The 25607-nt window shown below is 68.5% G+C and carries 27 protein-coding genes; 12 read left to right on the top strand and 15 right to left on the bottom strand.

What is annotated here, in order from left to right; all coding sequences use genetic code 11:
* The first annotated feature begins 29 nt into the window (after positions 1-29).
* A complete protein-coding gene (locus tag AB0J62_RS02880; RefSeq protein WP_363863672.1) occupies positions 30-1064 on the top strand; it encodes a glycosyltransferase family 4 protein in 1035 nt (344 codons plus the stop codon).
* Positions 1065-1155: 91 nt separating this feature from the next.
* Positions 1156-2085 carry a lysylphosphatidylglycerol synthase transmembrane domain-containing protein gene (locus AB0J62_RS02875; protein ID WP_363863668.1) on the top strand — a complete coding sequence of 310 codons (930 nt, stop codon included), beginning with the start codon at positions 1156-1158 and terminating at the stop codon, positions 2083-2085.
* Positions 2086-2364: 279 nt separating this feature from the next.
* Here AB0J62_RS02875 and AB0J62_RS02870 read toward each other — a convergent pair whose 3' ends face one another.
* From AB0J62_RS02870 to AB0J62_RS02860, 3 genes are all read right to left on the bottom strand, one after another.
* Positions 2365-3588, bottom strand: a complete 1224-nt coding sequence (locus tag AB0J62_RS02870; protein ID WP_363863665.1) for a nucleotidyl transferase AbiEii/AbiGii toxin family protein — start codon at positions 3586-3588, stop codon at positions 2365-2367.
* Positions 3589-3751: 163 nt separating this feature from the next.
* Positions 3752-4390 (bottom strand): peptide-methionine (S)-S-oxide reductase MsrA, encoded by a 639-nt coding sequence (gene msrA / locus AB0J62_RS02865; RefSeq protein ID WP_363863662.1) that lies wholly within the window; start codon positions 4388-4390, stop codon positions 3752-3754.
* Positions 4391-4478: 88 nt separating this feature from the next.
* Positions 4479-5921: a PLP-dependent aminotransferase family protein gene (locus AB0J62_RS02860; RefSeq protein ID WP_363863659.1), complete on the bottom strand. Its 1443-nt coding sequence runs from the start codon at positions 5919-5921 to the stop codon at positions 4479-4481.
* Between the two features lie 63 nt (positions 5922-5984).
* Between AB0J62_RS02860 and AB0J62_RS02855 the strand changes: the two genes are divergently transcribed.
* Positions 5985-6641, top strand: a complete 657-nt coding sequence (locus AB0J62_RS02855) for a hypothetical protein (RefSeq protein ID WP_363863656.1) — start codon at positions 5985-5987, stop codon at positions 6639-6641.
* 3 nt (positions 6642-6644) lie between these two features.
* A complete protein-coding gene (locus AB0J62_RS02850) occupies positions 6645-6941 on the top strand; it encodes a DUF1905 domain-containing protein (RefSeq protein ID WP_363863653.1) in 297 nt (98 codons plus the stop codon).
* 165 nt (positions 6942-7106) lie between these two features.
* Here the strand turns inward: AB0J62_RS02850 and AB0J62_RS02845 are convergent, their stop codons facing one another.
* The 3 genes from AB0J62_RS02845 to AB0J62_RS02835 form a co-directional block, all read right to left on the bottom strand.
* Positions 7107-7682: a hypothetical protein gene (locus tag AB0J62_RS02845; RefSeq protein WP_363863650.1), complete on the bottom strand. Its 576-nt coding sequence runs from the start codon at positions 7680-7682 to the stop codon at positions 7107-7109.
* Positions 7683-7867: 185 nt separating this feature from the next.
* Positions 7868-9685, bottom strand: coding sequence for a hypothetical protein (locus AB0J62_RS02840; protein ID WP_363863647.1), 1818 nt, complete (start codon positions 9683-9685; stop codon positions 7868-7870).
* Between the two features lie 81 nt (positions 9686-9766).
* Positions 9767-10348, bottom strand: coding sequence for a hypothetical protein (locus AB0J62_RS02835; protein ID WP_363863643.1), 582 nt, complete (start codon positions 10346-10348; stop codon positions 9767-9769).
* Positions 10349-10542: 194 nt separating this feature from the next.
* On the opposite strand from AB0J62_RS02835, the gene AB0J62_RS02830 reads away from it, so the two are divergent.
* Genes AB0J62_RS02830 through AB0J62_RS02820 form a run of 3 tightly spaced genes read left to right on the top strand, consistent with a single transcriptional unit; the run spans position 10543 to position 14324 of the window.
* Positions 10543-11697: a cystathionine gamma-synthase gene (locus AB0J62_RS02830; RefSeq protein WP_363863640.1), complete on the top strand. Its 1155-nt coding sequence runs from the start codon at positions 10543-10545 to the stop codon at positions 11695-11697.
* Positions 11694-13064 carry a glutamate mutase L gene (locus AB0J62_RS02825; RefSeq protein ID WP_363863637.1) on the top strand — a complete coding sequence of 457 codons (1371 nt, stop codon included), beginning with the start codon at positions 11694-11696 and terminating at the stop codon, positions 13062-13064. Before AB0J62_RS02830 ends, AB0J62_RS02825 begins: the two co-directional genes overlap by 4 nt.
* 30 nt (positions 13065-13094) lie before the next feature.
* On the top strand, positions 13095-14324 hold the full coding sequence (locus tag AB0J62_RS02820; RefSeq protein ID WP_363863634.1) for an AI-2E family transporter: 1230 nt from the start codon (positions 13095-13097) through the stop codon (positions 14322-14324).
* On the opposite strand, the gene AB0J62_RS02815 is transcribed toward AB0J62_RS02820, so the two are convergent.
* From AB0J62_RS02815 to AB0J62_RS02775, 9 genes are all read right to left on the bottom strand, one after another.
* Positions 14321-15103: a nucleotidyl transferase AbiEii/AbiGii toxin family protein gene (locus AB0J62_RS02815; RefSeq protein WP_363863631.1), complete on the bottom strand. Its 783-nt coding sequence runs from the start codon at positions 15101-15103 to the stop codon at positions 14321-14323. The two genes, AB0J62_RS02820 and AB0J62_RS02815, sit on opposite strands and share 4 nt — an antisense overlap.
* Complete coding sequence (locus AB0J62_RS02810; RefSeq protein ID WP_363863628.1) at positions 15100-15438, bottom strand: hypothetical protein; 339 nt, start codon at positions 15436-15438, stop codon at positions 15100-15102. Before AB0J62_RS02810 ends, AB0J62_RS02815 begins: the two co-directional genes overlap by 4 nt.
* Positions 15439-15450: 12 nt before the next feature.
* Positions 15451-16101 (bottom strand): nucleotidyl transferase AbiEii/AbiGii toxin family protein, encoded by a 651-nt coding sequence (locus AB0J62_RS02805; RefSeq protein ID WP_363863625.1) that lies wholly within the window; start codon positions 16099-16101, stop codon positions 15451-15453.
* Between the two features lie 85 nt (positions 16102-16186).
* Positions 16187-17041, bottom strand: a complete 855-nt coding sequence (locus tag AB0J62_RS02800; RefSeq protein ID WP_363863622.1) for a hypothetical protein — start codon at positions 17039-17041, stop codon at positions 16187-16189.
* Between the two features lie 11 nt (positions 17042-17052).
* Positions 17053-17634 carry a hypothetical protein gene (locus tag AB0J62_RS02795; RefSeq protein WP_363863620.1) on the bottom strand — a complete coding sequence of 194 codons (582 nt, stop codon included), beginning with the start codon at positions 17632-17634 and terminating at the stop codon, positions 17053-17055.
* Positions 17635-17741: 107 nt separating this feature from the next.
* A complete protein-coding gene (locus tag AB0J62_RS02790) occupies positions 17742-18047 on the bottom strand; it encodes a hypothetical protein (protein ID WP_363863617.1) in 306 nt (101 codons plus the stop codon).
* Complete coding sequence (locus AB0J62_RS02785; RefSeq protein WP_363863614.1) at positions 18044-18637, bottom strand: hypothetical protein; 594 nt, start codon at positions 18635-18637, stop codon at positions 18044-18046. Before AB0J62_RS02785 ends, AB0J62_RS02790 begins: the two co-directional genes overlap by 4 nt.
* Positions 18638-18837: 200 nt before the next feature.
* On the bottom strand, positions 18838-20451 hold the full coding sequence (locus tag AB0J62_RS02780) for an MDR family MFS transporter (RefSeq protein ID WP_363863611.1): 1614 nt from the start codon (positions 20449-20451) through the stop codon (positions 18838-18840).
* Positions 20448-21047 carry a MarR family transcriptional regulator gene (locus AB0J62_RS02775; protein WP_363863608.1) on the bottom strand — a complete coding sequence of 200 codons (600 nt, stop codon included), beginning with the start codon at positions 21045-21047 and terminating at the stop codon, positions 20448-20450. Before AB0J62_RS02775 ends, AB0J62_RS02780 begins: the two co-directional genes overlap by 4 nt.
* 212 nt (positions 21048-21259) lie before the next feature.
* On the opposite strand from AB0J62_RS02775, the gene AB0J62_RS02770 reads away from it, so the two are divergent.
* The 5 genes from AB0J62_RS02770 (at position 21260) to AB0J62_RS02750 (ending at position 25527) form a co-directional block, all read left to right on the top strand.
* Positions 21260-22060: a CPBP family intramembrane glutamic endopeptidase gene (locus tag AB0J62_RS02770; RefSeq protein WP_363863605.1), complete on the top strand. Its 801-nt coding sequence runs from the start codon at positions 21260-21262 to the stop codon at positions 22058-22060.
* Positions 22057-22785 (top strand): SDR family oxidoreductase, encoded by a 729-nt coding sequence (locus AB0J62_RS02765; RefSeq protein WP_363863602.1) that lies wholly within the window; start codon positions 22057-22059, stop codon positions 22783-22785. Before AB0J62_RS02770 ends, AB0J62_RS02765 begins: the two co-directional genes overlap by 4 nt.
* 90 nt (positions 22786-22875) lie before the next feature.
* Positions 22876-23823 carry an ATP-binding cassette domain-containing protein gene (locus tag AB0J62_RS02760; protein WP_363863599.1) on the top strand — a complete coding sequence of 316 codons (948 nt, stop codon included), beginning with the start codon at positions 22876-22878 and terminating at the stop codon, positions 23821-23823.
* Complete coding sequence (locus AB0J62_RS02755; protein WP_363863596.1) at positions 23823-24605, top strand: ABC transporter permease; 783 nt, start codon at positions 23823-23825, stop codon at positions 24603-24605. The genes AB0J62_RS02760 and AB0J62_RS02755 overlap by 1 nt, the downstream gene beginning before the upstream one ends.
* Before the next feature lie 118 nt (positions 24606-24723).
* A complete protein-coding gene (locus AB0J62_RS02750) occupies positions 24724-25527 on the top strand; it encodes an ABC transporter permease (RefSeq protein ID WP_363863593.1) in 804 nt (267 codons plus the stop codon).
* Positions 25528-25607: the final 80 nt, after the last annotated feature.

Here is a 25607-nt window from a genome sequence, read left to right as displayed (position 1 = left end):
GAACCTCAGGCGGTCAACGAGGGGCCGTTGTGAGGCAGGTGCACGTCCTGGTCCCGGATGGGATCGACGATCCGCTGCGGCCGAGCGGCGGCAACGTCTACGACCGCCGGGTCTGTCGCGGGCTCATGGCACTCGGCTGGTCGGTTCACGAGCACGCCGTGGCTGGCCAGTGGCCCCGTCCTGACGCGGCGGCCCGCTTTGCCGCGGCAGCGGCGCTGGCCCAGGTCCCGGATGGCGGAGTGGTGTTGGTCGATGGCCTGCTGGCGTCCGTGATCCCGGAGGTGCTGGAGCCCGAGGCCGACCGCCTGCGGCTCGTCGTACTCCTGCACATGCCGCGGGACGACGCGCGCGAGGTGGCGGCGCTGTCGGCGGCATCCGCGATTGTGGCCACCAGTGAATGGACCCAGCGGTGGCTGCTCGACCATTACGACCTGCCCAGGGATCAGGTGTACGTCGTACGCCCCGGGGCTGACATGGCCGAGGTGGCAGCGGGTTCGGTGTCCGGCGGGCGGCTGCTTTGCGTCGGAGCGATCACGCCGGCCAAAGGGCCCGACGTCCTGCTCGAGGCGCTGGCCATGGTGGACGATCCGGCGTGGCGGTGCGTCTTCGTTAGCTCGCTGGAACTTGATCTGGAGTTTGTCGACGGACTGCGCCGGCAGGCCAAGGACCGGCGTCTGGCCGACCGGGTGTGCTTCGCCGGCCCGCTCACGGGTGCCGAACTCGAGAGTGCCTACGCAGAGGCGGACGCATTGGTGCTGGCCTCCCAGTTCGAGACCTACGGCATGGTCGTCACCGAGGCACTGGCCCGCGGGCTGCCGGTCGTGGCTACAGAGGTCGGCGGCGTACCGGAGGCTCTCGGCCACGCGTCCGACGGCAGCCGGCCGGGCCTGCTGGTTGCGCCGCGCGACCCACACGCTCTCGCGCAGGCGCTGCGTCGGTGGCTGGGTGACCCACTGGAGCGCGCCCGGCTGCGCGCGGCGGCCAGATCGCGGCGCCTGACACTGTCCGACTGGGCACAGACCTCAGGCGAGTTGTCGGCCGTGCTGGCCGACGTCGCGGGGTGAACCAGCGGGAGGTGACAGCCGTGTTAGTGGTACGAGACCCAACTACGAGATCGGAACCGCCATCAGCCGAAGCATCTGGACCTGGGCGCGCTTGGCGGGCGGCGCCGCGATCCTCGCCGTTCTTGTGTGGCGGGTCGGCACGGGCCCGCTGGTGGACGGGCTCCGGCTGACGACCGGCTGGCCGATCGCCGCAGCGTTCGCGATCACGTCGCTGACCACGCTGTGCTGTGCATGGAGGTGGAGGCTCGTCGCCCGCGGACTCGGCGTTGAGCTGCCGCTGTGGACCGCGGTAGCTGCGTACTACCGGTCCCAGTTCCTCAACGCCACGCTGCCTGGCGGGGTGGTCGGCGACGTACACCGCGCCGTACGCCACGGGCGTGAGGCCGGCGACCTGGGTAGGAGCCTCCGGGCCGTCGCGTGGGAGCGGGCGTCGGGATTTGCGGTGCAGGTCGTGCTGACGGTCGGCGTGCTGTTTCTACTGCCCGCGGGCACCTTTGTCCCCTCAGTCGCCGTGACGGCCGTTGTCGTCGCCGGTGTGGCGCTGATCGTCGTACTCCTGTGCCTGAACCGACGTCGCCTCTCCTCGCGGATCGGACGCGCCTTTACGAGCGACCTCCGCAACGCGATCCTCGCACCGCGCGCCTGGCCGGGCATCGTGCTCGCCTCCGTCGTCGCCGTGCTCGGCCACGCGGCTGTGTTCCTGATCGCCGTACAGGCGACCGGGACCGACGTGTCCCCGGCTCGATTGTTGCCTCTGGCACTGGTTGTGCTGACGGCCTCCGCCGTACCGACCAACATCGCAGGCTGGGGCCCACGCGAGGGCGCGGCCGCGTGGGCGTTCAGCTCACTCGGCCTCGGCGCCGCGCTGGGCGTCACCGTCGCGGTGGTGTACGGCGTACTCGCGCTGGTCGCCACGCTGCCCGGAGCCGTCGTCCTGGTCCTCGCGCGCCGGCGCGCCCGGCCCATTGCACCCGACTCGACCGAGGCGCCGGAACGGATCGGGAGTGCCCTAAACACCTGACCGCCAAATACGCACGATGCCCCCGAACTCAGAGAGTCCAGGGGCGTCGCGCTCAGGCGGGAACTTCGCGCCGGTGCTGCGTAGCAGCGGTACCGTTCGAGTTATTGTGGAGGTACTGCTGGTGGTATCGGTGCTGTTCCAGCGATAGAACACTGCAGCCTGCGCGAGCGCGGGGTTCGCGACGACGCGCCGCGGCGACCTAACCTCCTCCCCGATCCGGCGGAATGGCGCAGTTGGTTCCGTTGCTATCAGCTCGGCCGCGTAGACGCCGTCCGGGTCTCAGGTTTGGGATGCCCGTTGTATCGACCGGCGTCCACGGTTGCCCGTGAAAACCCCTGTCTGACTGGCGTCGCCGGCTTTCGCCAAGGTGACCTCGTAGCGAGGTTCGAACCGCTCGTCGAGAACCTCCAGATCCTCGATCTGGTGGTGAAACAACGTCTTGATGCTTGGCCGAGAACGTCCGCCCGTGCGGTCGTACACGAAGAAGTACTCCTGGCCGACGCCGTCGCTCTTGCGCGTCTTAAAGACTAGTGAGTACGGCTCGACGACCCTGCGGACGCCGTGGTAAGTCAGCGCCATCAGCATTCGCCGCGCTCCGGCATCAAGGATGAGATTCCGTAAATGCGATGGGTAGAAGGCGAACTCGCCACCGCGATAGTTCTCGTACGGCAAGAACATTTCAGCGATGCCAGAACGAAGCGTTTCGACTGCCGAATCGAATGACAGTCGGGTGGCGGCGGGGACGAGAACCTTATGCCAATAGCCTCGAAAGAGGTCGAGCGGCAGACCGAGCAACAAGGAACGGGCGGCAGCCGGGCTGCGACCGAAAAGGGTCTTGCGCAAGAAGACCTTCATCACCTCGCTCCTATCTACGCTGACATCCTGGCTGATGAATGCGCCGTAGATGAGGTCGAACAGGTCGTAGCAGTAGCGGCGTTGGAGGAGACACTTCATCTTGTCGGCGAGCGCTTCCTCCAGCGATACGCACCTCAGTACTGCGGAGCAGGCATCAGCGTCAGAGTACGGATGGATGAGGCGTCGTTCCTGCACCGGCAACTGCAGTCGGTCAAATTCGGTCATGTCGACCCGCACCGAGACGCGGACATGGTCCTGACCGCCGATGAGATCCTTGAAGTACAACCGGTACTTGTAGACGTGCCTCGACGAGTCGACTTGTTGTTCTCCCGCGAGTCTGTTGCGGTCGATGTCGAAGTCGATTCCAGCCTCGGCGCGAGCATAATCACAGACGAGGTTCAACTCGGAAAGCACAGCGTCAGGGTCGAGTACGTGCGGGCTGGAGAAGTCGAGATCATCGGAAAATCGCGTCATCGGCAGATAGCCCTTGCGGAGCGCGTTGCCACCCTTCAGAACCGTCGTCTCCCGCAGTGACGACTGCGTGAACAGGCCGCTGATGAGCCAGCCGAACGCGTAGTCACGCTGCACGTCGGATTCGTTCAGGTCGAACGCGTCGGCTTGCACGAGGAACTCCTCGCGGCTGATCAATGCGCACACCTCCAGTTCCCGGCAAAATGTCATTCTGCACCATGCCGAACATGCTTTCGACCCATTTGCCCTGACGTCGCCGGGGATACTACCTTCCCGCGATTGGCGGGTGGGGAGCTGAGAGGGCACCACCGCCGCGGTGGTGCCCTCTTCAGCCAAGTGATCAGCCCGGGAACTTCGCGCCAGTGTTGCTGTGGCAGCGGTAGCCGTTGGGGTTCTTGTAGAGGTACTGCTGGTGGTAGCCCTCGGCGTAGTAGAAGGTGGTGGCGGGGGCGATTTCGGTGGTGATGTCGCCGTAGCCGAGGGGCTTGATGACGGGGGCGTACAGGTCGCGGGTGCGCTCGGCCTCGGCGCGCTGGGCGTCGGTGGTGTAGTAGATCGCCGAGCGGTACTGCGAACCGAGGTCATTGCCCTGGCGCATGCCCTGTGTCGGGTCGTGGGTCTCCCAGAAGACCTTCAGCAGATCCGTGAAGGTGGTCTTGGTGGGGTCGTACACGACACGGACGGCCTCGGTCTGGCCGGTGCGGCCGGTGCAGACCTCTTCGTACGTAGGGTTGGGGGTGTAACCGCCCGCGTAGCCCACGGCCGTGGTGTACACGCCGGGCTGCTGCCAGAAGATCTCCTCGGTGCCCCAGAAGCATCCGGTGCCGAACCAGACCTCCTCGAACCCCTCGGGCGCGGCGGCGGTCTGCGGCGTGTGCAGGACGATGTTCTCGTCCGGTACGGCGAATCCGGGGGTCTCCCGCCCGGGCAGGGCGGCCGACGGCTCGACCATGGCGGTGTTGCGGGTGAAGAACGACATTCTCACGCCTCTCGCAGAGTGACTCTCATAGTCTGTCAACGCCCGCTGTAAGGCGAACCTTCCCCGCACCCCTTACGGCGCGATGACGTCACGCGATCATCGCGGCCGAGCGCCGGGCATGGGGCATGCCGCTGGTGAGAGCGGCGTACGACGCCGCAAGTCGGCGTACTCCGTCACGCAGCGCATCCACGGGCAGCGTGTATGGCAACCGGATGAACGACTCCAGGCCGCCGTCGGGGGAGAACCGCGCGCCGGCCACCAGCAGTACGCCGTTCCGCTCGGCCAGGCCGACCAGGCTCGACCCGACGGGCTCCGGCAGCTCGCACCACAACGAGAGCCCGCCGCCCGGGAGCCGGAATCGCCACGATGGCAGCTCTTCGGACACGACCTGGGCCAAGGCGTCGCGCTGCCGGGCGATCGTCAACCGCCGGTCGGGTAGCAACGGTTCCGGCTCCCGGAGTAGTTGCGCTGCAACTAGTTGCTCGAGCACGGGTGCGCCGAGATCCAGCGACGCGCGGGCGTCGAGCACCTGGGCGACCAGCGCCTGGGGCACCCGCATCCAGCCGATCCGCAGTCCGCCCCAGAACAGCTTGCTCGCCGAACCGACCGTGATCACGCCGTCGGGGTTGTACGACGCGAACGGTGGCGGCATCTCCTGTCCGTCGAGCGACAAGCCGTACAGCGTCTCGTCGACGATCACCGTCGTCCGGCTGCGCGCGAACGCGGCGGCCAGCTGCTTGCGGTCCGTTGCCGGCATCAACCACCCGGTCGGGTTCTGGAAATCCACAACCATCCACGCGGCCCGCGGCGCGGTCTGCCTGATGGTTGCCTCCAGCAACGGAAGGTCCCAGCCGTCCGGACCCATCGGGGTGGCGACGATCCGGCATCCGCTGTGCCGGATCGCGTCGACGGAGTTGGGGTGCGTGGGGCTCTCGGTCAGCACCCGGTCGCCGATCTGCGTCATCGCACGGATCGCGATCGACGTCGCGGCCAGTGCGCCGGCGGTAATGATGATCTGGTCGGGCGAAGTCGGCAGCCCGCGTTCGGCGTACACGGCCGCGACCTCCGCGCGCAGCTCCGGCAAGCCCTGTGGGTGATAGCCAGGGGTGGCGAGCTGCGCCGGGAGGTCGTCCATGGCCGACGCGACCGCCGCGCTGATCCCCGGGATGGCGGCGGGGGCGGCGGCGGTGAAGTCGTAGTGTCCGTCGGTCTCGAACGTCGGCGCGTGATGCCGGCTGAGTGACGGTTGGATCCGGCCCGGGAGAGCAGTGACGCTGCCCGAACCGCGGCGGCTGATCACGTACCCGCGGTCGCGCAGTTCCCGATACGCCGATGCGACCGTCGTCCTGCTCACGCCGAGACTCTCGGTCAGCTCGCGCTCGCTCGGCAGCCGCGATCCGGGCGTGATCCGGCCGTCTGCGATCAGCAAGCGGAGCCGTTCGGCGAGCAGCCAGTACGCCGGACCGGTGCCGTCGGCCCAGGCGCCGAGCAGGCCGACGAGGGTGCTGGCCGGGAGATACTGTCCCTTCATGCAGTCCACTATGACGCAATTGGCTATCGAATACCAGGCCACTTAGCGCCGACACTGGAGAACGTGACTGCCACTCCCGATGCCCCGCCGCGTCAGCTCGCGCCCATCAATCCGATCCAGCAGCTGAAGGCAGGCCACCTGCCGCGACGCCTGGTCCAGCTGTACGTCGGACTGACGCTGTACGGCGCCTCGATGGGTCTGATGATCCAGGGCAACCTCGGCCTGGACCCGTGGGACGTGTTCCACTCCGGCATCACGAGGCATTTCCCGTTCAGCTTCGGCACCGTGGTGATCGCGGTCAGCTTCGTCGTACTGCTGGCCTGGGTCCCGCTGCGGCAGTGGCCCGGCCTCGGCACGATCAGCAACGCGATCGTGATCGGCCTGGTCACCGACCTCACCCTGGCCACGGTCGACCGCCCGGACGCGCTCTGGCTCCGGATCGTCTTCATGCTGGCTGGTGTCGTCGTCAACGCGCTCGCCGGCGCGCTCTACATCGGCGCGCAGTTCGGCCCCGGTCCGCGCGACGGGCTGATGACGGGGCTGGTACGTCGTACCGGCCTGAGCGTCCGGCTCGTCCGTACGTCGATCGAGCTCACCGTCCTCGCGACAGGCTTCCTCCTCGGCGGATCGATCGGCGTCGGCACCGTCGTGTACGCCCTCGCGATCGGCCCGCTCGTCCACTTCCTGCTACCGATCTTCACCGTCCGCCTGAAATCCTGAGGCGTGAGCACTTATCGGTTCTCGGCGCCGCTGTGGCAGTACCCCGGCGAGGGTGGTTGGTACTTCGTCGCGGTCCCGGAGGAGATCAGCGACGACATTGCGGACCTGACCGCGGGCCGGCGCAACGGATTCGGGTCGGTGCGCGTCAGCGTGACGGTCGGCGAAAGCACGTGGCAGACATCGCTGTTCCCCAGCAAGTCCGGCACCTACCTACTGCCCGTGAAGAAGCCGGTGCGCGTCGCCGAGGGTCTAGCCGAAGGCACGCCGGTCGAGACCCAGCTGAACCTCGCCGACTCCTAGGCCCGCTCGGCCGCCCACCGCAGCCGACCGTCCGCCGCGCGCGGGTACGACGAGCGCGGCGTACGACGGGCGGCAGCTGCGGCAACCGCGTGATACGGCGGCCGCGGCCGGAATACGACGGAAGCCGATGCAGTGCGACGAGCACTGACGAGCGCTGGAGTGCGACTAGCGCCAGGCTAGGGCAAACGCGGCGCGGGTACGGCGAGCGCGGGTACGGCGAGCGCGGGTACGGCGCACGCGGGTACGGCGCACGCGGCAGGGTTGATGGGGCGCGGAGAGCGCCGACGAGCGCCGCGGGGGTGCGGCGGACGCCGGCACGGCGAGTGCGCCGAGTGCGGGGTGCGCCGAGTGCGGCGTGCGACGAGTGCGGGCTACGGCGAGCGCGGGCACGGCGGACGCGAGTACGGCGGACGCGGGTACGGCGGACGCGAGTACGGCGAGCGCGGCCGGAGTACCAGACAGGTTGATGGGGCGCGGAGAGCGCCGACGAGCGCCGCGGGGGTGCGGCGGACGCCGGCACGCCGAGTGCACCGAGTGCGCCGAGTGCGCCGAGTGCGGGGTACGACGAGTGCGGGGTACGACGAGTGCGGGGTACGACGAGTGCGGCGTACGACGAGTGCGGCGTACGACGAGTGCGGGTACGGCGGACGCGGGTACGGCGAGCGCGGCCGGAGTACGGACAGGTTGATGGGGCGCGGAGAGCGCCGACGAGCGCCGCGAGGGTGCGGCGGACGCCGGCACGGCGCGTGCGCCGAGTGCGGGGTACGACGAGTGCGGGGTACGGCGTGTGCGGGGTACGGAGTGTGCGGGGTACGGCGTGTGCGGGGTACGACGAACGCCGCCGGGGGAACGGCGGCGTTCGTGGTGTCAGTGGGTGCTGGCGATCAGGTGCTGGTGATCAGGTGCTGGTGATCAGGTGCTGGTGATCACTTGCTGGGGCCGGTCTGCTGCGGATTCCTGTTCGCGGTCTGGCCGGCGGCTCGCGTTCCGGTGTCTTGTCTGGCGGACTCCGCCGTCTTGGTGGCTGCCGCCTGGGTCGAGTTGCGGATCGGCGCGACATCCCCTGCCGCCGCCGCGGCCCTCGCGGCCTCTTCCTTCGCACGAACCTCTTTGGGGTCGCCCCCGGCCTCAACCTGACCCTGCCCCTGGACTTGTGGCTGCCCCTGGGCCCGCTGTCCCTGCGGTTGTCCTTGGATCTGGGGCTGTCCCTGCACTTGGCTCTGTCCCTGGGCGGGGGTTTCGACGGGCCGTTCGGCGTGGGCGTCGGGTGCCTCGGCGGTCCTGGTCCAGTCCTCGCTCCGGCTCACCGGTTGTGCGGCGGTCTCGGCCTGCTGCTGAGCGCCTTCCTGCCGGCCTTGGACGACCTGCTGCCCGCTCGCCGCGACCGACGGCTGAGTTCCCTCGCCGAGCTCCTGCTCACCACCCTCAACCCGCTGCCCCTCAGCCACTTGCGGGCCTCCGGCAACTTGCTGCCCTTCGCCGACTTGCTGGCCCTCGCCGACTTGCTGGCCCTCGCCGACCTGCTGACCGTCGCCGACCTGCTGACCGTCGCCGACCTGCTGGCCGTCGCCAACTTGCTGACTGCCGACTTGCTGCCCTTCGCCGACCTGCTGGCCTTCGCCGACCTGCTGGCCCTCGCCGACCTGTTGACCCTCGTCAACCTGCTGGCCATCGGTGGCTTGTTGGCCTTCGGGCTGCGGGTCGGTGGGCTGCTGCCGGCCTGTCTCTTCGGTCTGGACGATCGGGTGTTGGCCTACGTTGTGAAGGTTCGGGTCGATCTCCGGCTGCTGACCCGCCTGTTGGTTGACCTGCTGGCCGGGCTGCTGGTTGGGCTGTTGGTTGAGCTGCTGGCCTGAGCGGTCGACCTGGTTCAGTAGGGCGGCGAGGTTGGCGTTCTCCTGCTGGATCTGGGCCATTCGGGTCTCGATCAGCTGCTTGATCTCGCCCTGCAGCCGCTGGAACTCGGCCAGCGCCTGGACCAGTGCCTGTTCGGTCTCCCCGGCTGCCTGGCCGCCGGCTGCAGCCACGAGCTGCTGCATCACCGCCGCTCCGCGCTGCGGCTGCACCCGCCCGCCCTGGATCTGTTGCCTCTGGCCCTGACCTTGAACCTGTTGCCCTTGGCCCTGAACCTGCCGCTGCCCGCCGCCCTGCTGTTGCCCGGCACCCTGCTGCTGACCAACACCCTGCTGCTGAGCACCCTGTTGCTGTCCCGGTCGTGGCGCGTACACCTCGGGTTTGAACGCCGTCTCCAGCTGGCCCTGGACCATGTTGGAGATCTGGGTCTTGGTCATGGCCGGGTCGTTGCCCATCGCCAGTCTGACGTTGGGATCGGCGTTCTTCGCCTCTTTGCCGGCCAGGACCATCGCGGCCTTGACCATCTTGGTCCCGTGCCGGACGTCCTGCCAGCGTGAGTACCGTCGCGCTGCCTGGCGGAGCGGGTTCCTGGTCGGGCTCTGCTGGCGCTGGGTCCGCTGCATGCGGTTGGTCGCGCGCTGGCTCATCGTCTGCGACGTGCCGGCGTGCAGGTCCGGGCGAACCTGCCCGTTGACGCCCACCTGCGCCAGCCGTGCCAGATGCGCCGGCGTCATCCGGGAGCTGCCGATGCGCGCCAGGACGTCCCTGTCCCAGTTCTTCACGTCGCGCGCGGCCAGTGCGTACCCGGCCTTCATCGTCTTGGTGCCGCGCGACCGCGCACGCCACCGGGAGATCCGCCCCTGCCGAGGCTCAGCGGAAGGCTCGCTCATGCCTCCACCTCGCTACGCCCGGTTCCGGCATGAGCGCGTTGCCCGGCTGTTCCACTGATCCGCTCGCTCATGGCAGGTCTCCTAGTCGATGTACACGGCGTAGTTGACCCCGACCGACGTCGTCAGCGGGTCCTTGCTGGGCTTGTTGCTGTACAGGTGGATCTGGGCGCCCGGGCGCAGCCAGACGGCGAGGTGCCGGCGGCCGGTGCCGGCACCTGGCTCCCACTCGTCGACAAAGGTGACGCTGCTCTCATCACCGATGTAGTCCGGCTGTCCCCAGTGTCTGGTGGCGAGCGCCAGGTGGGCCGGCCAGTGCTCGTCCAGCCCGGCCTCGGCCGCGGCGATGTCGTCCGGGCCGATGTCGTACGCCGACCAGCCGCTGTCCGGGCAGTCCGGGAACGCGAGCCCGTCGAACACGATCATCGTCGTCCCGCGCCGGGTGGTGAAACCCCAGGAGACCATCTCGTCGCCGATGACCTCGCCGGCCTCGAGCGGCCACGGCTGCCAGGTCGTCTGGCTCATCACCCGGTTCACCAGGGCGCGCACGACCTCGGGACCGGCTTCGTCACCGTCGGGACCGGCGATCGTGCCCCAGTCCGGGATCTCGGCGAGGTCCGCCATCGCCAGGTCGTCCTGGTCGAGCGGCCTGTCCTGCGTCTTCATCCGGCCCCGTCGTCCTTCCTGATCAGTCCCCGGCGGCAACCACTGACCGCAACCGTAGGTGGCGCAGTGGGTCATTCGCCAGCCGGTTCGACGCGCCTGTGGACAACCTGGATCCCGGCAATGATCCGAGGGCGCCGTGCCCCGCCTGTGGACGGCCTGCACGGCCGGATCAGACCAGGCCGTACGCTGGTCCGGTGAACACGGAACACCACTACGGCTTCGAGACGCTCGCCATCCACGCCGGGAACGAGCCTGATCCGACCACCGGCTCGGTGGTCCCGCCGATCTATGCCACCAGCACCTACAAGCAGGACGGCGTCGGCGGGCTGCGCAACGGCTACGAGTACTCCCGCTCCGCGAATCCGACCCGGACGGCGCTCGAGGAGTGCCTGGCCGCGATCGAGGCGGGCAACCGCGGCTTCGCGTTCGCCAGCGGGCTGGCCGCCGAGGACACCCTGATCCGCTCGCTGTGCGTGCCCGGTGACCACGTGGTGTTCCCCGACGACGCGTACGGCGGCACGTTCCGGCTGTTCTCCAAGGTGCTCGGCAACTGGGGCGTCGAGATGACCCCGGCCGCGGTCACCCACCCGGAGGCGATCCGCGCCGCGATCCAGCCCGGCAGGACCAAGGTCGTCTGGCTCGAGACCCCCACCAACCCCTTGCTGAACGTCGCGGACATCGCGATCGTCGCCCAGATCGCGCACGATGCCGGCGCCCTGCTGGTCGTCGACAACACGTTCGCCTCGCCGTACCTGCAGCAGCCGCTGGAGCTCGGCGCGGACGTGGTCGTCCACTCGACCACGAAGTACATGGGCGGCCACTCCGACGTGGTCGGCGGTGCGCTCGTCGTCCGCGACGCCGAGCTGGCCGAGAAGATCGCCTTCCACCAGAACGCCATCGGCGCCGTCGCCGGGCCGTTCGACTCGTGGCTGGTCCTGCGCGGCATCAAGACGCTCGGCGTCAGGATGGACCGGCACAGCGACAACGCCGAGAAGGTCGTCGAGTTCCTGCAGCGGCACAACTCGGTCAGCCAGGTGCTGTACCCCGGCATCGACGGTCACCCGGGCCACGAGACCGCCGCCAAGCAGATGAAGCGGTACGGCGGGATCGTGAGCTTCCGCGTGACCGGTGGCGAGAAGCACGCGCTGGACATCTGCAACAAGGCCGAGGTCTTCACGCTGGGCGAGTCCCTCGGCGGCGTCGAGTCGCTGATCGAGCACCCGGGCAAGATGACCCACGCCTCGGTTGCCGGTACGCCGCTGGAGGTGCCGGCCGACCTGATCCGCCTGAGCGTCGGCATCGAGACAATCGACGACCTGCTGCTCGATCTCGACCGCGCGATGGCATGACCCTGGTAGTGGCCGTCGACTTCGGGTCGACGTTCACGAAGGCGGTTGCCGTGGACATCGGCTCGGGTGAGTTGGTCGCCCGGGCCGAGCACCGTACGACGATCGACACCGACGTGATGGACGGGTGGAATGCCTGCCGGGTCGCGCTCGAGGACGTCGATCGTAGCGTGAAGAAGGCCGAGGTGCTGGCCTGTTCGAGTGCGGGCGGCGGGCTGCGGATCGGTGTCGTGGGCAACGAGGAGCTCGTCACCGCGGAGGCGGGCAAGCGGGTCGCGTTGTCCAGCGGCGGCCGGGTAGTTGCCGTCGTCAACGGTGGGCTGACGGCAACCACTCAGAAGGAGCTGCGCAAGGATCGCCCGGACGTCGTGCTGCTGCTCGGCGGGACCGACGGCGGCAACTCGGCGGTGCTGCTGAAGGCGGCCCAGACGCTGGCGAAGTACACCTGGCGGAAACCGGTCGTTGTCGCAGGCAACATCGACGCCTGGGATGAGATCCGCGAGATCCTCACCGAGGCCGCCGTACCGCACGTGCTGGCGGACAACGTCGTACCGGAGATCGGGGTGTTCGCGCCGGACAGCGCGCGGGCGGCGATCCGCGAGATGTTCCTCGCGCATGTGATCGGCGGGAAGAACCTGTCCCGCGATCCGGCGTTCGCGAGCATGATCCGCGCCGCGACGCCGGACGTCGTACTGCGGGGCGTCGAGGTGCTCGCGGGCCTGCACGGCGATGTGGCGGTCGTCGACATCGGCGGCGCGACCACCGACGTGCATTCGGTGATCGAGCTCGACCCGGAGGACGCGAACCTCGGCCGGGAGGTCGTCGCCACCCATCCGGTCACCCGGACGGTCGAGGGCGATCTCGGCATGCGCTGGAGCGCCGTACCTGTGGTCGCCGCGGGCGCCGAGGCCGGGCTCATCGCGAACGTCGACGCAGTTCGAGCGGCTGCCGAGCGTCGGCATGACGATCCTTCCTTCCTGCCACACGACCAGCAGGAAGCGTCGTACGACGAGACACTGGCGAGCGTCGCCGCGACGGTCGCGCTGAGGCGGCATGCGGGACGGCAGCGGATCGTCTTCGGGCCCGGCGGGCGGGTGATCGAGCGCTCCGGGAAGGACCTGCGGGAGGTGGATCTGCTGGTCGGATCCGGAGGAGTACTGCGGCACAACCCGCCGGAGGTCGCCGCCCGGATCCTGGGCTCGATCGAAATGAACGCGCAGGAGGAGGGCTGGCTCGTCCCGCAGCGGGCGGAGGTGTGCGTGGACTCGGACTACGTGCTCGCTGCCGTCGGTCTGCTCGCGGATGACGAGCCGAAGGCCGCGGAGGGGCTGGCGGCCCACATTCATGGAACCGGTGCGCGCGGGCACTAGTCTCAGCAGCAACCGAGCTGTGGAGGTGTCATGAGCGAGGCGGGGCGGGACGGCGTGGAGGTCTCCGAGGACCGGAGTCCGGTGGCGGACAACGAGGTCCTCGAGGAGGCCGGCGAGCCGGAGGAGCAGAAGCTTCCCGATGACGTCGCGCCGGTCGATGACGCCGGCGTGACGCGTGGGATGTACATCGCCAGCACCTGGGCGTGGCGGTTCCTGGCGGTCGTGGCTGCCGTGGTTGTGATCGGGTACGGCATCCGGTACCTGTCCGAGGTCGTCGTACCGGTGACTGTCGGTGTCCTCCTGACCGCACTGCTCGTGCCCATCACCAACGGCCTGCAGAAGCTTCGTCTCCCGCGCGGCCCCGCGGCCGGAATCACTGTGATCGCGACGGTCGTGCTGGTGGCCGGCCTCCTCACCCTGGTCGGCACGCAGATCGCAGGCCAGTTCGACAGCCTGTCGACCCAGGTCGGCGAAGGTGTGCAGAAGCTCCGCGAGCTGGGCCGGATCAACTTCGGCCTGACCGACCAGGACGTCACCAACGCGATCAAGACACTGCGCGAACAGATCACCTCCGGCGGCGCGATCGGCCAGCAGGCAGCAGCGGTCGGTACGACGGCCACGCATGTCGTCGCGGGGCTGTTCATCTCGCTGTTCTGCCTGTTCTTCTTCCTGTACCAGGGCGATCAGATCTGGGCGTGGCTGGTCCGGCTGTTCCCGCGCCGCGCGCGCGACAAGGCGGACTCGTCCGGGCGCCGGGCCTGGGTCTCGCTGACCGCGTTCGTCCGCGCGACGATCGTGGTCGCCGCCGTGGATGCGATCGGCATCTCGCTCGGCGCCGCGATCCTCGGCCTGCCGCTGGTGAGCGCGATCGGCATCCTGGTGTTCGTCGGCGCGTTCGTACCGGTCGTCGGCGCGCTGGTCAGCGGCGTGGTCGCCGTCCTCGTCGCGTTGGTTGCCAAAGGCCCCATTGTTGCGATCGTCATGCTCGCGGTCGTGATCGGCGTACAGCAGCTGGAGGCCCACGTCCTGCAGCCGTTCCTCCTCGGCCGCGCGGTCAGCGTCCACCCCCTGGCCGTCATCCTCGCGATCGCCACCGGAGTAGTCATCGCCGGCATCGTCGGTGCCCTGGTAGCCGTCCCCACCGCCGCCGTACTCAACGCCATCGTCAACCACCTGGCCGGCAACGACCAGGACCCCGAACCCCCACGCCCCCTCCCCAGACGCCGCCCCCGCCCGACTCCCGCGGAGGACCAGCCCTAGCTTCCCCGTTCGCCCTTCGACCGCTCCTGGCTCAGCGACGACCTGCGCTCGGCCGTGCCGCTCGAGCCGGCGGCGTGGACCTGTCCGGGCATCGCCTGGCCGGAGTTCAGCAGGCCGACCGACTTGTCTATGTCGGGGTTCGCCTCGCGGGCGCGGATCTGGTTCGCCCAGGCGCTCATCCGCTCCTTCAGACCGGCTGTCTCCTCGGGCCCGAGACCGTACTTGGCGTACTCCGCGTCCGGTATCCGCTGGGCGTCGTCGAGTAGCTGCGCGAACATCGGCCGATCCATCGGGGATGCCTCGCGGGCGTCGGCCAGCTGGAGCAGGTGATCGGTGGAGTACCCGGCCTCCATGGCGGCGTTGACATCCACGAAGTCCTTGGCTTCGCCACGGGTGTAGATCGAGCCGACCTTGGAGCCGACCGCGTCCTCCACCGAGATCACCGGGCCGACGCCGGTCTCCACCGCGGGCTTGCTGCGGTAGTCCTGACCGAGGTCGATGTGGGTCTTCTCGTCGCCTTTCGCCACCTCGATGCGCGCGTGCGCCGGATACCGGCGGGTGACCTCCGCGGTGTACCCCTGCTCCTCGAAAGCCGATTTCAGGCCCTCGACCGACTCGCCGACGTCCTGGTTCAGGTCGTTCGTGAACAGGTCGATGTCGTCGGATTCGCGGCTTCCGATGCCGTGCATCGACAGCGCATTGCCCCCGGCCAACGCGAAGCCCTTGTTCTGGAGCGAGGACAACGCGATTCGCGTTGCACGTTCATGTTCCGGCTTCATCCGGCCGTGGTGAGCTGCGGGAAGGCCTTGTTCCACAGGTCGGCGCAGCGGCGGGGGAGCCGGAGGCGCTGCCAGACGGCAATCAGGACGTCCCGGTTGAGGAACTCGGTCAGGTCGTCCTCGGTCGAGGCTTCGCTGATCACCTTGCTGTACAGCGCGATCGTGTCGTCGACGCTCGCGAGGTCGTACGTCCGGTGCGGGCCCCAGTCGAGGCGGCTCGGCAGGTCCACGACACCGCTCGTCGGACCCTGAAGGAGGTCCAGCGACTCCGGAACGATGTACGGGATCATCGAGGCATAGGTGTCGCCGGGCTGGGCCTCGTGCTTGTCGCTCATCTGACCATCGTCTCAGAGCGCAGGCCCATCGGACTGCCGATCGAGTTGCTGGGCCCACTCCGTCGCCGTACGACGGATGCGCGCGATCTGCTCGGGCATAGCGCCGTACCGGGTGAATCCGGTGTCCGGGAGCCGGGCACCGGCCCGGAGTTGGGCTGCGAACATCTGGCGGTCGAGAGGGAGGGCTTCCCGCTGATCTGCGAGTGCGAGCAGCGCATCCGGGTGGTGCCGTCCGCTGTCCAGCACAGACTGGACGTCGATGAAGTCACGTGGTTCGAGCCTGGAGTACACAGCGCCGACCTTGCTGCCGATCGAGTCGGCCTCCGACAGCACCGCCCCGACCTCCGTCAGCACCGGTGGGCGCTGCCGATGGTCCACCCCAAGGTCGACTTTGGCTGCCGAATCGACGACGAGCCGTGCGAACTGCGGTGCCCGCCTGGCGAGCTCGACGGTGAGGTTGGCGGCTTCGTAGGCGGCGACGAGGTCGTCGACGGCGCGGGCGAAGTTCTCGGTGTCGAGGACGTTGGTGAACAGGTCGATGTCGTCGGATTCGCGAGTGCCGTAGCCGTGCGCCTGGAGGGCGTAGCCGCCGGCCAGGACGAAACCGTAGTCGGCCAGGGCCTCCAGTCCGATGGTGGCCAGCTTGGTTTGCAGCGGATTCACGACGCTCAGTCTGCCTGTTCCGCCGTACGCGAAGACGCCGCCGAGCGCGGCTCGGCGGCGTCCTCCTGCAGCTGCGAGTGCGGTGTCAGCCCTTGCCGACGCCCCTGTCAGGGTTCTTCTGCTGGCCGTGCTCCTCCCTCGGCGACTGGGCCTGCGTCGCGCTGGGCGCGGCCGGAGCCTGCCCCGCCGGCGCCATGCCGCTGAGGGCGGCGTTGGCGCCCTGGGCCTCGATCTGGGCCTGGGCCTCGCGGGCGATCTCCTGAGCCTGCTGCAGGCGGACCGCCGGGTCGGTCGAGTAGACGGCGCTGAACCGCTGGCTGAGCTGGGTCGCGTCCCGGGTGGTCGTCTGCTGCGGCATGTTCTTGTCGAACTTCATCGCGGCGATGGTCGCGCGAGCGCCTTCGGAGGCGAGCGTGACCCGGCTCTTCTGGGTCTTGAACCAGCGCGAGGCCCGGTCGGCCACGCCCTTGCCGAGGGCCTTCAGGTCGCCTGGGATCTCCTTCGCACCGGCTTTGATGTCCCGCCCCATCTCCTTCATGTCGCGGCCGAAGAGCTGGGCTTCTTCCTTGGCCGCGGTGCCGAACGCCTTCGCCTTCTCGGCGCCCGCCTGGTAGAGACCGACCGCACCGGTGGCGAGATCGGCTCCGGTGTCGAGCGTGCTGTTCCCCCACTGGCGGCCCTTGGTGACCACCGCGGACTCGCTCAGCCGTTTCGTCTGCTGGGCGTAGACCGCCTGCACCCGGCCGGTGATGTTCTGCACCTTCTGGTTCAGCTGGTCCTTCATCGGCACCTTCTGAGCCCGCTGGATCAGTCGGTCGACCTCGCTCTTCTGCAGCTGCGCGATGGCCGCGAGGTTCTCCCAGCTCTCCGGAGACAGCGAGCCGATCCGATCGAGGGCTTCGCCCCAGTTGCGCTGGGGGCTTTCGGTGGGCTGCGACATGTCTGGCTCTCCTAGTCGATGTAGACCGCATAGGTGACGCCCACCGCTTCGGTCAGCGGATCCCGCGTCGGCTTGCTGCTGAACAGGTGGAACTGCGCGCCCGGGCGGACCCAGACGGCCAGGTGACGCCGGTCGGCCCCCGCACCCGGCGCCCACTCGTCGAGGAAGGTGGGGCTGCTGTCGTTGCCGACGTAGTCGGGCTCACCGAGGTGTTTGCGGGTCAGGTCGAACATCGCCGGCCAGTTGGCGTCCAGGCCGGCCTCGGCCGCCGGGATGTCGTCCGGGCCGATCTCGTACGCCGACCAGCCGCTGTTCCGCGTGTCTGCGAAGGCCAGCCCGGGGAACACGACGATGGTGCTGCCGCGCTTGGTGGTGAAACCCCACGAGGCCAGCACGTCGTCGATCTGCTCGCCCGGGTTCAGCGGCCACGGCTGCCAGTCGGTGGCCGACGTGACCCGCTGCACGATCGCGCGCACCACGGCGGGACCGGTCTGGTCGCCGTCCGGTCCGGAGATCGGCTTCCAGTCGCCGATCTCCGCGAGATCGGCGATCGCCCGGTCGTCCTCGTCGAGGGGCCTGTCCTGCGTCTTCATTCCGGGCTTGTTCCTTCCGTTGGTGCCCAAGCCGTCGGCAGAACCGTACGGCGGCGTCGGGTCAGGGAATGTACTGAGAAACAGATCGTTCCTGGTCTGCTCCGGAGTCAGCGGGTGGGGCCGTTCCGGTCGGTGCCGCGCGCGGCCGGACCGCCGGTCTGCGGGCGTGCCCCCGTGTTGCCGGCCGCTCGAGTCGGGCTGCCCGGCGGCAGCAGCCCGGCCCGAAGGCTCGCATCCAGCTCCGGTGACCTGCCCGCCGGACCGCCCGCGGCCGCGAGGCGGTCGTGGGCGAGCGCGGTGAGCGAGGTCTGGGACACACTGCTGTCGACGGCTCCGGTGGGCGGCGGGTTCCCGACGTTCGCAAACAGATCGTCGCGCTGCCCTTCGCGGGCCGCGTGCCGTGGTGTCCTCATGTCCCCTCCTCGTTGAGGTAGACCGTGTAGTTGATTCCGACCGATACCGACAACGGGCGCGCTGTCGGCTTGTTGCTGTACAGGTGGATCTCTGCACCGGGCGGCGTCCACACGGCGAGGTGGCGACGGCCGGCGCCGGCGCCCGGGGACCAGTCGTCGACGAATCCCGTCTTGCTGTCGATCCCGACGTACGCCGGTTGTCCCCAGTGCCGGCAGGCGAGGTCGAACTTCGCCGGCCAGTGTTCGTCGAGTCCGGCGATCGCCGCGTCGATGTCGGTGGGCTCGATCGCGAACGCGACCCAGCCGCTGAACGGGCTGTGCGGCAGGACCTGGTCGTCGTAGACCGCGAGCTCGGTCTTGCGGCGGGTCAGGAAACCCCAACCGTCCAACTGGTCGTCGATCACGGTCCTGCGGGTGATCGGCCACGGCTTCCAATTGGTCGCGGACTTGACCCTGCGGATCAAGCGACGCACCGGGTCGGGACCGGTAGCGCCCGCCTGCGGTCCGCCGAGACGTCGCCAGTCGCGGACCTCGGCGAGGTCCGCCATCGCGCGGTCGTCGTCGTCCAACGGCCGGTCAAGAGTCTTCATCCGTGAGGCTGTTCCTGTCCTATGACTGCGGTGCATCACTCTGCTGTCGAAACTAAGACCCCGGCGGGGTCAGGCGGGCCGTTCGTCTCACCCAGAGCAGAAGAACAGCCGCCCTGGGAAGCTTCCCAGGGCGGCTGTCGGGTAGGTCAACCGGAGTTTGGTCTCAGTGCGGTAAACCTGAGTGCCGGATCAGTGGCGTGTCAGTGCATCGCCGCGGCGGCCGAGGACTCCAGCGACTCCGGGCTCTCGCCCTCTGTCTTCGGGCCGTCGTTACGGCCGGCCAGCCGCTGCTCCGGCGTGATGATCGCGATGATCAGCGCGATCGCCAGGAACGGCAGCGAGACCAGGAAGACGTCGTCCATCGCGTCGACGAGCCCGTGCAGAGCGAAGCCCTTCATCGGCTCCTTCAGCGCGTGCAGCGCCTGGACGCTGTTGGCCGCCTTGGCCAGTCCGTCGACCATCGACTGCGTGGCGTTCGGAATGATGTCGCCCAGGTGGTCCTTCAGCCGGCTGGTCAGTACGGCGCCGTAGACGGCCGTACCGATCGCGCCGCCCATCGAGCGGAAGAACGTCATCGTCGACGTCGCGCTTCCCATGTGCAGCCGGGGAACGCTGTTCTGCGCGGCGGTGACGGTGATCTGCATCGACAGACCCAGACCGGCGCCCATCACGAACATGTAGATCGCCAGCTGCCAGTACGGCGTGGTCAGGCTCAGCGTGGACAGCAGCACCATCGCGCCGCTGACCAGGACCGCGGAGATGATCGGGAAGTGCTTGTACCGGCCGCTCTTGCTCATCATCTGACCGCTCGGGATCGACGCGGAGAAGATACCGACGATCATCGGCAGCAACGCCAGGCCGGAGCGGGTCGGCGACAGGTCCTTGACCGCCTGCAGGTACAGCGGCAGGAAGATCAGCGCACCGAACATCGCGAAGCCCAGCAGGAACGCGTACCCCGCGTACCCGGAGAAGATCCGGCCCTTGAACAGGTCCATCGGGATGATCGGCTCCGCCACCCGCAGCTCGATCAGGACGAAGGCGACGGCCAGTACGACAGAAGCGGCCAGCAGGGCGATGGTGGTGCCGTTGCCCCAGCCGTTGGTCGGGCCGCTCCAGGAGATCGCGAGCAGCAAGGTGGTGACCGCGGCGGCGACCGTCGAGGCGCCCAGGTAGTCGATCTTGTGCGAACGCTTCACGTGCGGGAGCTTCAGCACGGCGGCGACGATGCCCAGGGCAACGAGTCCGATCGGCAGGTTGATCCAGAAGATCCAGCGCCAGCCGGGACCGTCGGTGAGCAGACCGCCGAGCAGCGGGCCGGCCACCGAGGACAGGCCGAAGACGGCACCGAAGTACCCCATGTACTTACCGCGCTCGCGCGGCGGGATCACGTCGCCGATGGTGGCGAACGCGAGTGACATCAGACCGCCGGCGCCCAGACCCTGGACGGCGCGGAAGCCGATCAGCTGCTCGATGTTCTGCGACAGCGCGGACAGCACGGAACCGGCGAGGAAGGTGACGATCGCCGCGATGAACAGCGGGCGGCGGCCGTAGAGGTCGGAGATCTTTCCCCACAGGGGGGTCGAGGCGGTCGAGGTCAGCAGGTACGCCGTGACCACCCAGGACAACTTGTCGAGGCTGTTGAACTCGCTGACGATACGCGGCAGCGCCGTTCCCACGATGCTCTGGTCGAGCGCAGCCAGGAACATCCCGGCCATCAGGCCGCCGAGAATCACCAGGATCTGCTTGTGGGACAGGTAGCTGGGACCGCTATCAGGCGCAGCGCCGCCGGCGGTGGCAGGCTCTGTGGTGCTCATTTGGTGCTCTCCAGGTTCTTGTCGGTGTTCTCGCGGGGTGCGGGATCGCCGCTGGCCGCGAAGTCTTGGTCTGTACTGCGCTCTGCGCGGGAGGAAGGTCTCGGGGCCACGGCGGCCCACCCCTTCTCGGCCCAGGCGGCGCTGGAAGGTGCTTCGGTCCGGGCGGCGACGCCGTCCGCGAAGCGGGTCATCAGGCGCTCGAAGGTCTGCACGTCCTCGTCGGACCAGCCCTCCATCGCGGCGCTCAGCAGCTCCATCCGGTGACGGGCGCTGGCTTCCCACTGCTCGATGCCCTCGTCGGTCAGCTCGACCCGGAAGGCGCGGCCGTCGTCGGGGTCGGGGGAGCGGCGGACCAGGCCCAGCTGCTCCAGGGACCGGACGTGCCGGCTGGTGGTCGAGGCGTCGAGCTCGAGGCGCCCGGCGAGGTCGGACAGTCGCAGTGCGCCGTTGCACCGCAGTGCGAACAGCACGATGTGCGCGCTGTGGTCGATCGTGTCGCCGGGCTGCTTGGCCTTCAGCCGGCGTCCGATCCGGGTGAACGCGTGCATGACGCCCTCGATGGGGGTCTGCGGAGAGTACGCGTCGTTTACTTGCATGCTGCAAGCATATACATGCTTGCGTGATACACGCAAATGAGTTTCCAAGAAGTTCAAGTGGGTCGCCACTTTATTTGCTCTCCGTCGCAGGATGGTCACTGTCCGCAGTGAAGTGCGCAGTTCCTTCACTCTTTCGACGGTGGAAGGGGGTGTTTTGTGACGCGAGGTAGTCCTGGACCTCTTTCGGAGGTCGGTCCAGCACCCTGGTCCGGGTGCTGCGGCCACCGGAGGCTGGGTCGGTGATCAAGCGGCGGCTGGTGGAGTTCGGGGTCATCTGTCTTGTTCTGACGTGGGTGCCGTGGGCGGTACTCGGCGTACTCGGGGTGAATCTGGACGAAGGCGCGGGCATGCTCGTGTTCTCGCTGGCGGCGTCCGGTCCGTCGTTGGGTGCTCTGGTGATGTGGCTGCGGTACCGCGAGCGCCGGCGGGTTGTCCGCTGGTCGCCCGGCTGGCCGGTGGTTGCCGTCGTACTCGGAGCGATCGGTCCGATGGGGGCGTGCGTGATCTGCGGGCAGCTGCCCGAGTTGCCCGGCCACGCCGCCTCGGTCGTCGCGGGAGCCGGAGGGGTGCTCGGCGCGGCGGCGTACACGTTCCTGGCAGGGCCGGTTTCGGAGGAGTTCGGGTGGCGCGGCTACGTGCAGCCTCGGTTGCGGGAGTACTTCGGTCCGCTGGGGACGACTGTGGTGCTCGGAGCGGCGTGGGGGTTGTGGCATGTGCCGCTGTACTTCCTGAACGGCACCGGGCAGCACGATGACGGGCTGTTCACGGCGGCGGGGGTGACGTTCTTCCTGGAGCTGTTCCCGCTGACGTTCCTGATGTTGTTCGTGAGCGAGAAGCTGCGGGGCGGGGTGCCGGGGGCGATCCTCGTGCACGCCGCGTGGAACCTGACCGAGGAGCTGGTGCCGCCGCTGGGCCAGGGGGTCTGGGTGGAGTTGCTGGTCATGACCGCGGTGGCTGCCGCGTTGCTGCGATCCTGGACGCCAGTCAGAACAGGCAGAAGGGTGGCGCGATGACGCAGGTAGCCGTGGTGACCGGCGGCGGATCCGGGCTGGGACGGGAGATAGCGCTGGCTCTTGCGACGGCTGGTTTCGAGGTGTTGGTGACTGGGCGCACCGAGGAGAAGTTGCAGGAGACGGTGAGCCTCGGGAGCGGCCGGATCGGTGCAGCTGTGCTGGATGTGGCTGATGGTGAGGGGGTGCGGCGGTTCTTTGGGGGGCTGGCGCGGGTTGATGTGTTGGTGAACAACGCGGGGATCGGGGCGCCGGCGGCGGGGGTGCAGGATGTGCGGGAGGAGGATTGGCGGCGGGTGGTGGATACCAATCTGACCGGGTCGTTCTTGTGTGCGCAGGCGGCGTTCGAGTTGATGCTTCGGCAGGAGCCCAAGGGTGGACGGATCATCAACAACGGATCGATCTCGGCGCATGTGCCGCGGCCGCGGGGGATTGCGTACACCGCGAGCAAGCACGCGATCACCGGTCTGACCAAAGGCCTCGAGCTGGAAGGCCGTGCGCACGGCATCACCGCCTGCCAGATCGACATCGGCAACGCCGCGACCGCGATGACCGCGCGGATGGAGCAGGGCGTACTCCAGCCGGACGGTTCGATCGCGGTCGAGCCGACGTTCGACCCGAAGATCGTCGCGGACTTCGTCGTCCAGATCGCGAAGCTCCCGACCACCGTCGCCGTACCGACCCTGACCGTGATGGCCGCCGGCATGCCGTACGTCGGCCGCGGTTGACCTCCAGCGCTGTTGAGGTTCTACCGTCGCTGGATGGAGCCGCTCGAAACGACAAGAAAAGTGTCGGGCGAGCCGTCTAGTGTCGGGCAGGTGAGTGAGCAGCGGGAGTCCTTGGTCCATGTCCGCGACCTGCGGAAGTCGTACGGCGACTTCGAAGCGGTTCGCGGGATCGACCTGGACGTGTGGCGCGGCGAGGCCTTCGGGTTCCTCGGGCCGAACGGCGCGGGCAAGTCGTCGACGATGCGGATGATCGGCGCGGTCTCCCCGACCAGCGGCGGCACCCTGCGCATCCTCGGCCTCGACCCGGCCACCGACGGCCCGGCGATCCGCGCCCGGCTCGGGGTCTGCCCACAGGACGACACCCTCGACACCGAGCTCACAGTCAGGGAGAACCTCACGATCTACGGGCGGTACTTCGGTCTCAGCCGGGCGGAGTGCCGCGAGCGGGCCGACGAGCTGCTCGAGTTCGTGGCGCTGACCGAGAAGGCGAAGGTCAAGGTCGACGAGCTGTCCGGCGGGATGAAGCGCCGGCTGACGATCGCGCGCTCCCTGGTCAGCAAGCCCGACCTGCTGCTCCTCGACGAGCCGACCACCGGCCTCGACCCGCAGGCGCGGCACCTGTTGTGGGACAAGCTGTTCCGGCTCAAACAGGCCGGCGTCACGCTGATCATCACCACGCATTACATGGACGAGGCCGAGCAGTTGTGCGACCGGCTCGTGGTGATGGACGGCGGTCTGATCGCGGCCGAGGGTTCGCCGTCGGACCTGATCCGGGACTATTCGACGCGTGAGGTGACCGAGCTGCGGTTCGGGCCGGACGTGATGCTGGCCGACCATGACGCCCTGGCCGGCAAGGTCGAGGACCTTGCCCAGCGCATCGAAGTGCTGCCGGACCGTCTGCTGCTCTACACCGACGACGGTGAGCGCGCGGTCGCCGCCGTGCACGAGCGCGGCCTGCGGCCGGCTGCGGTTCTGGTGCGCCGCTCCACGCTGGAGGACGTGTTCCTGCGCCTCACCGGCCGGACGTTGGTGGACTGATGTCGCTCGCACTCGAGAACGGTCGCCGCATGTTCGACTACTGGCTGACCGTCTACAAGCGGACCTGGAAGGGCACGATGATCAGCAGCTTCCTGCTGCCGATGCTCTACCTGGCCGCGATGGGGATCGGCCTCGGCTCGTTCGTCGACAGCAACGGGACGGGCGCGCTCGGCGGGGTCAGCTATCTGCAGTTCATCGCGCCGGGGCTGCTCGCCTCGACGGCGCTGCAGATCGCCGTCGGCGAGTCGACGTACCCGGTGATGTCCGGGCTGAAGTGGCAGAAGTTCTTCCACTCGATGATCGCGACGCCGCTGCGGCCGGCCGATGTGGTGTACGGGCAGCTGGCGTTCATCGCGTTCCGGGTGTTGAGCTCGTGTGCGGTGTTCCTGGTGATCATCGCGTTGTTCGGCGGGTTGAAGTCGCCACTCGGGATCCTCGGTCTGCCGGTCGCGCTGCTCGTCGGGATGGCGGTCGCCGGACCGATCGCGGCGTACGCGACGACCTTGGAGAACGACTCGGGCTTCGCGATGGTCTTCCGGTTCGGTGTGGTTCCGGCGTTCCTGTTCTCCGGTGCGTTCTTCCCGGTCTCTCAGCTGCCCGACTGGATCGAGTGGCTCGCGTATGTGAGTCCGCTGTGGCACGCGGTCGACCTGTCCCGCAACCTGAGCCTCGGCACGGTGAACCCGTGGCTGGCGCTCGTCAACGTCGTCTACCTGCTGGCGTGGTTCATCGCCGGCACCTGGCTAGCCGTCCGCGGCTTCACCCGAAGGCTCATCCGCTAATGGCTCTGCTGATGCCACGACTCCGTCGCGGCTGGTCATGGGGCTGTGACTCCCGGCCTTCCCTCGTCGCTCCGGTCGCTTCGCTCCCTCCGCTCCTCAGTCCAGGCCGGGAGGCCCCATGACCACGATCGCTGCCCGGGTTGTCCCGGTTCCGGTTCGGCTCGGTGGGGGCCGGCATATCGTCGAGCGGAACTTCCTGCTCTACCGGCGGTCGTGGGTCGTGTTCCTGTCGGGGTTCTTCGAGCCGGTGTTCTACCTGCTCTCGATCGGCATCGGTGTCGCTCACCTCGTCGGCGACTTCACGTTGTCCGACGGGACGAAGATCGCGTACGCCGCGTTCGTCGCGCCCGCGATGCTGGCCAGCTCCGCGATGAACGGCGCGATCTTCGACTCGACGTACAACATCTTCTTCCGGATGAAGTACGCGAAGCTCTACGACTCGATGCTCGCGACGCCGTTGCGACCGTGGGACGTGGCGACCGGCGAGATCACCTGGGCGCTGCTGCGCGGGGCCATCTACTCGGCGATGTTCATCCTGGTGATGCTGGTCATGGGCCTGGTCTCGTCGTGGTGGGCGCTGCTCGCGCTCCCGGCCGCGGTGCTGATCGGGTTCGCGTTCGCCGGTGCGGGGATGGCGCTGACCACCTTCATGCGCAGCTGGCAGGACTTCGAGTTCGTCCAGCTCGCGATCATGCCGATGTTCCTGTTCTCGGCCACGTTCTATCCGGTCGAGACGTATCCGGAGGCGATCCGCTGGTTGGTCGAGATCACCCCGCTCTACCAGGGCGTCGTCCTCGAACGCGCCTTCGCCACCGGCACCGTCAGCTGGTTCCTCCTCGTCCACGCCTTCTACCTGGCCGCCATGGGAACCCTCGGCATGTACGTCGCCTCCCGCCGCCTCGGCAAACTCCTCCTCAAGTAGCCGGAACCGCGGCCCGCCGTCGTGCCGGGGGGCAACTCTCGCCGATGCCTTCGTCGCGCGTCGGGTGGTGATCCAACCGC

Origin of the sequence: Kribbella sp. NPDC049584 (assembly GCF_040675555.1) — a bacterium.
GTDB lineage: Bacteria > Actinomycetota > Actinomycetes > Propionibacteriales > Kribbellaceae > Kribbella.
Note: the sequence above shows the minus strand (reverse complement) of the source record. Positions and strands in the feature narration are given on the sequence as shown.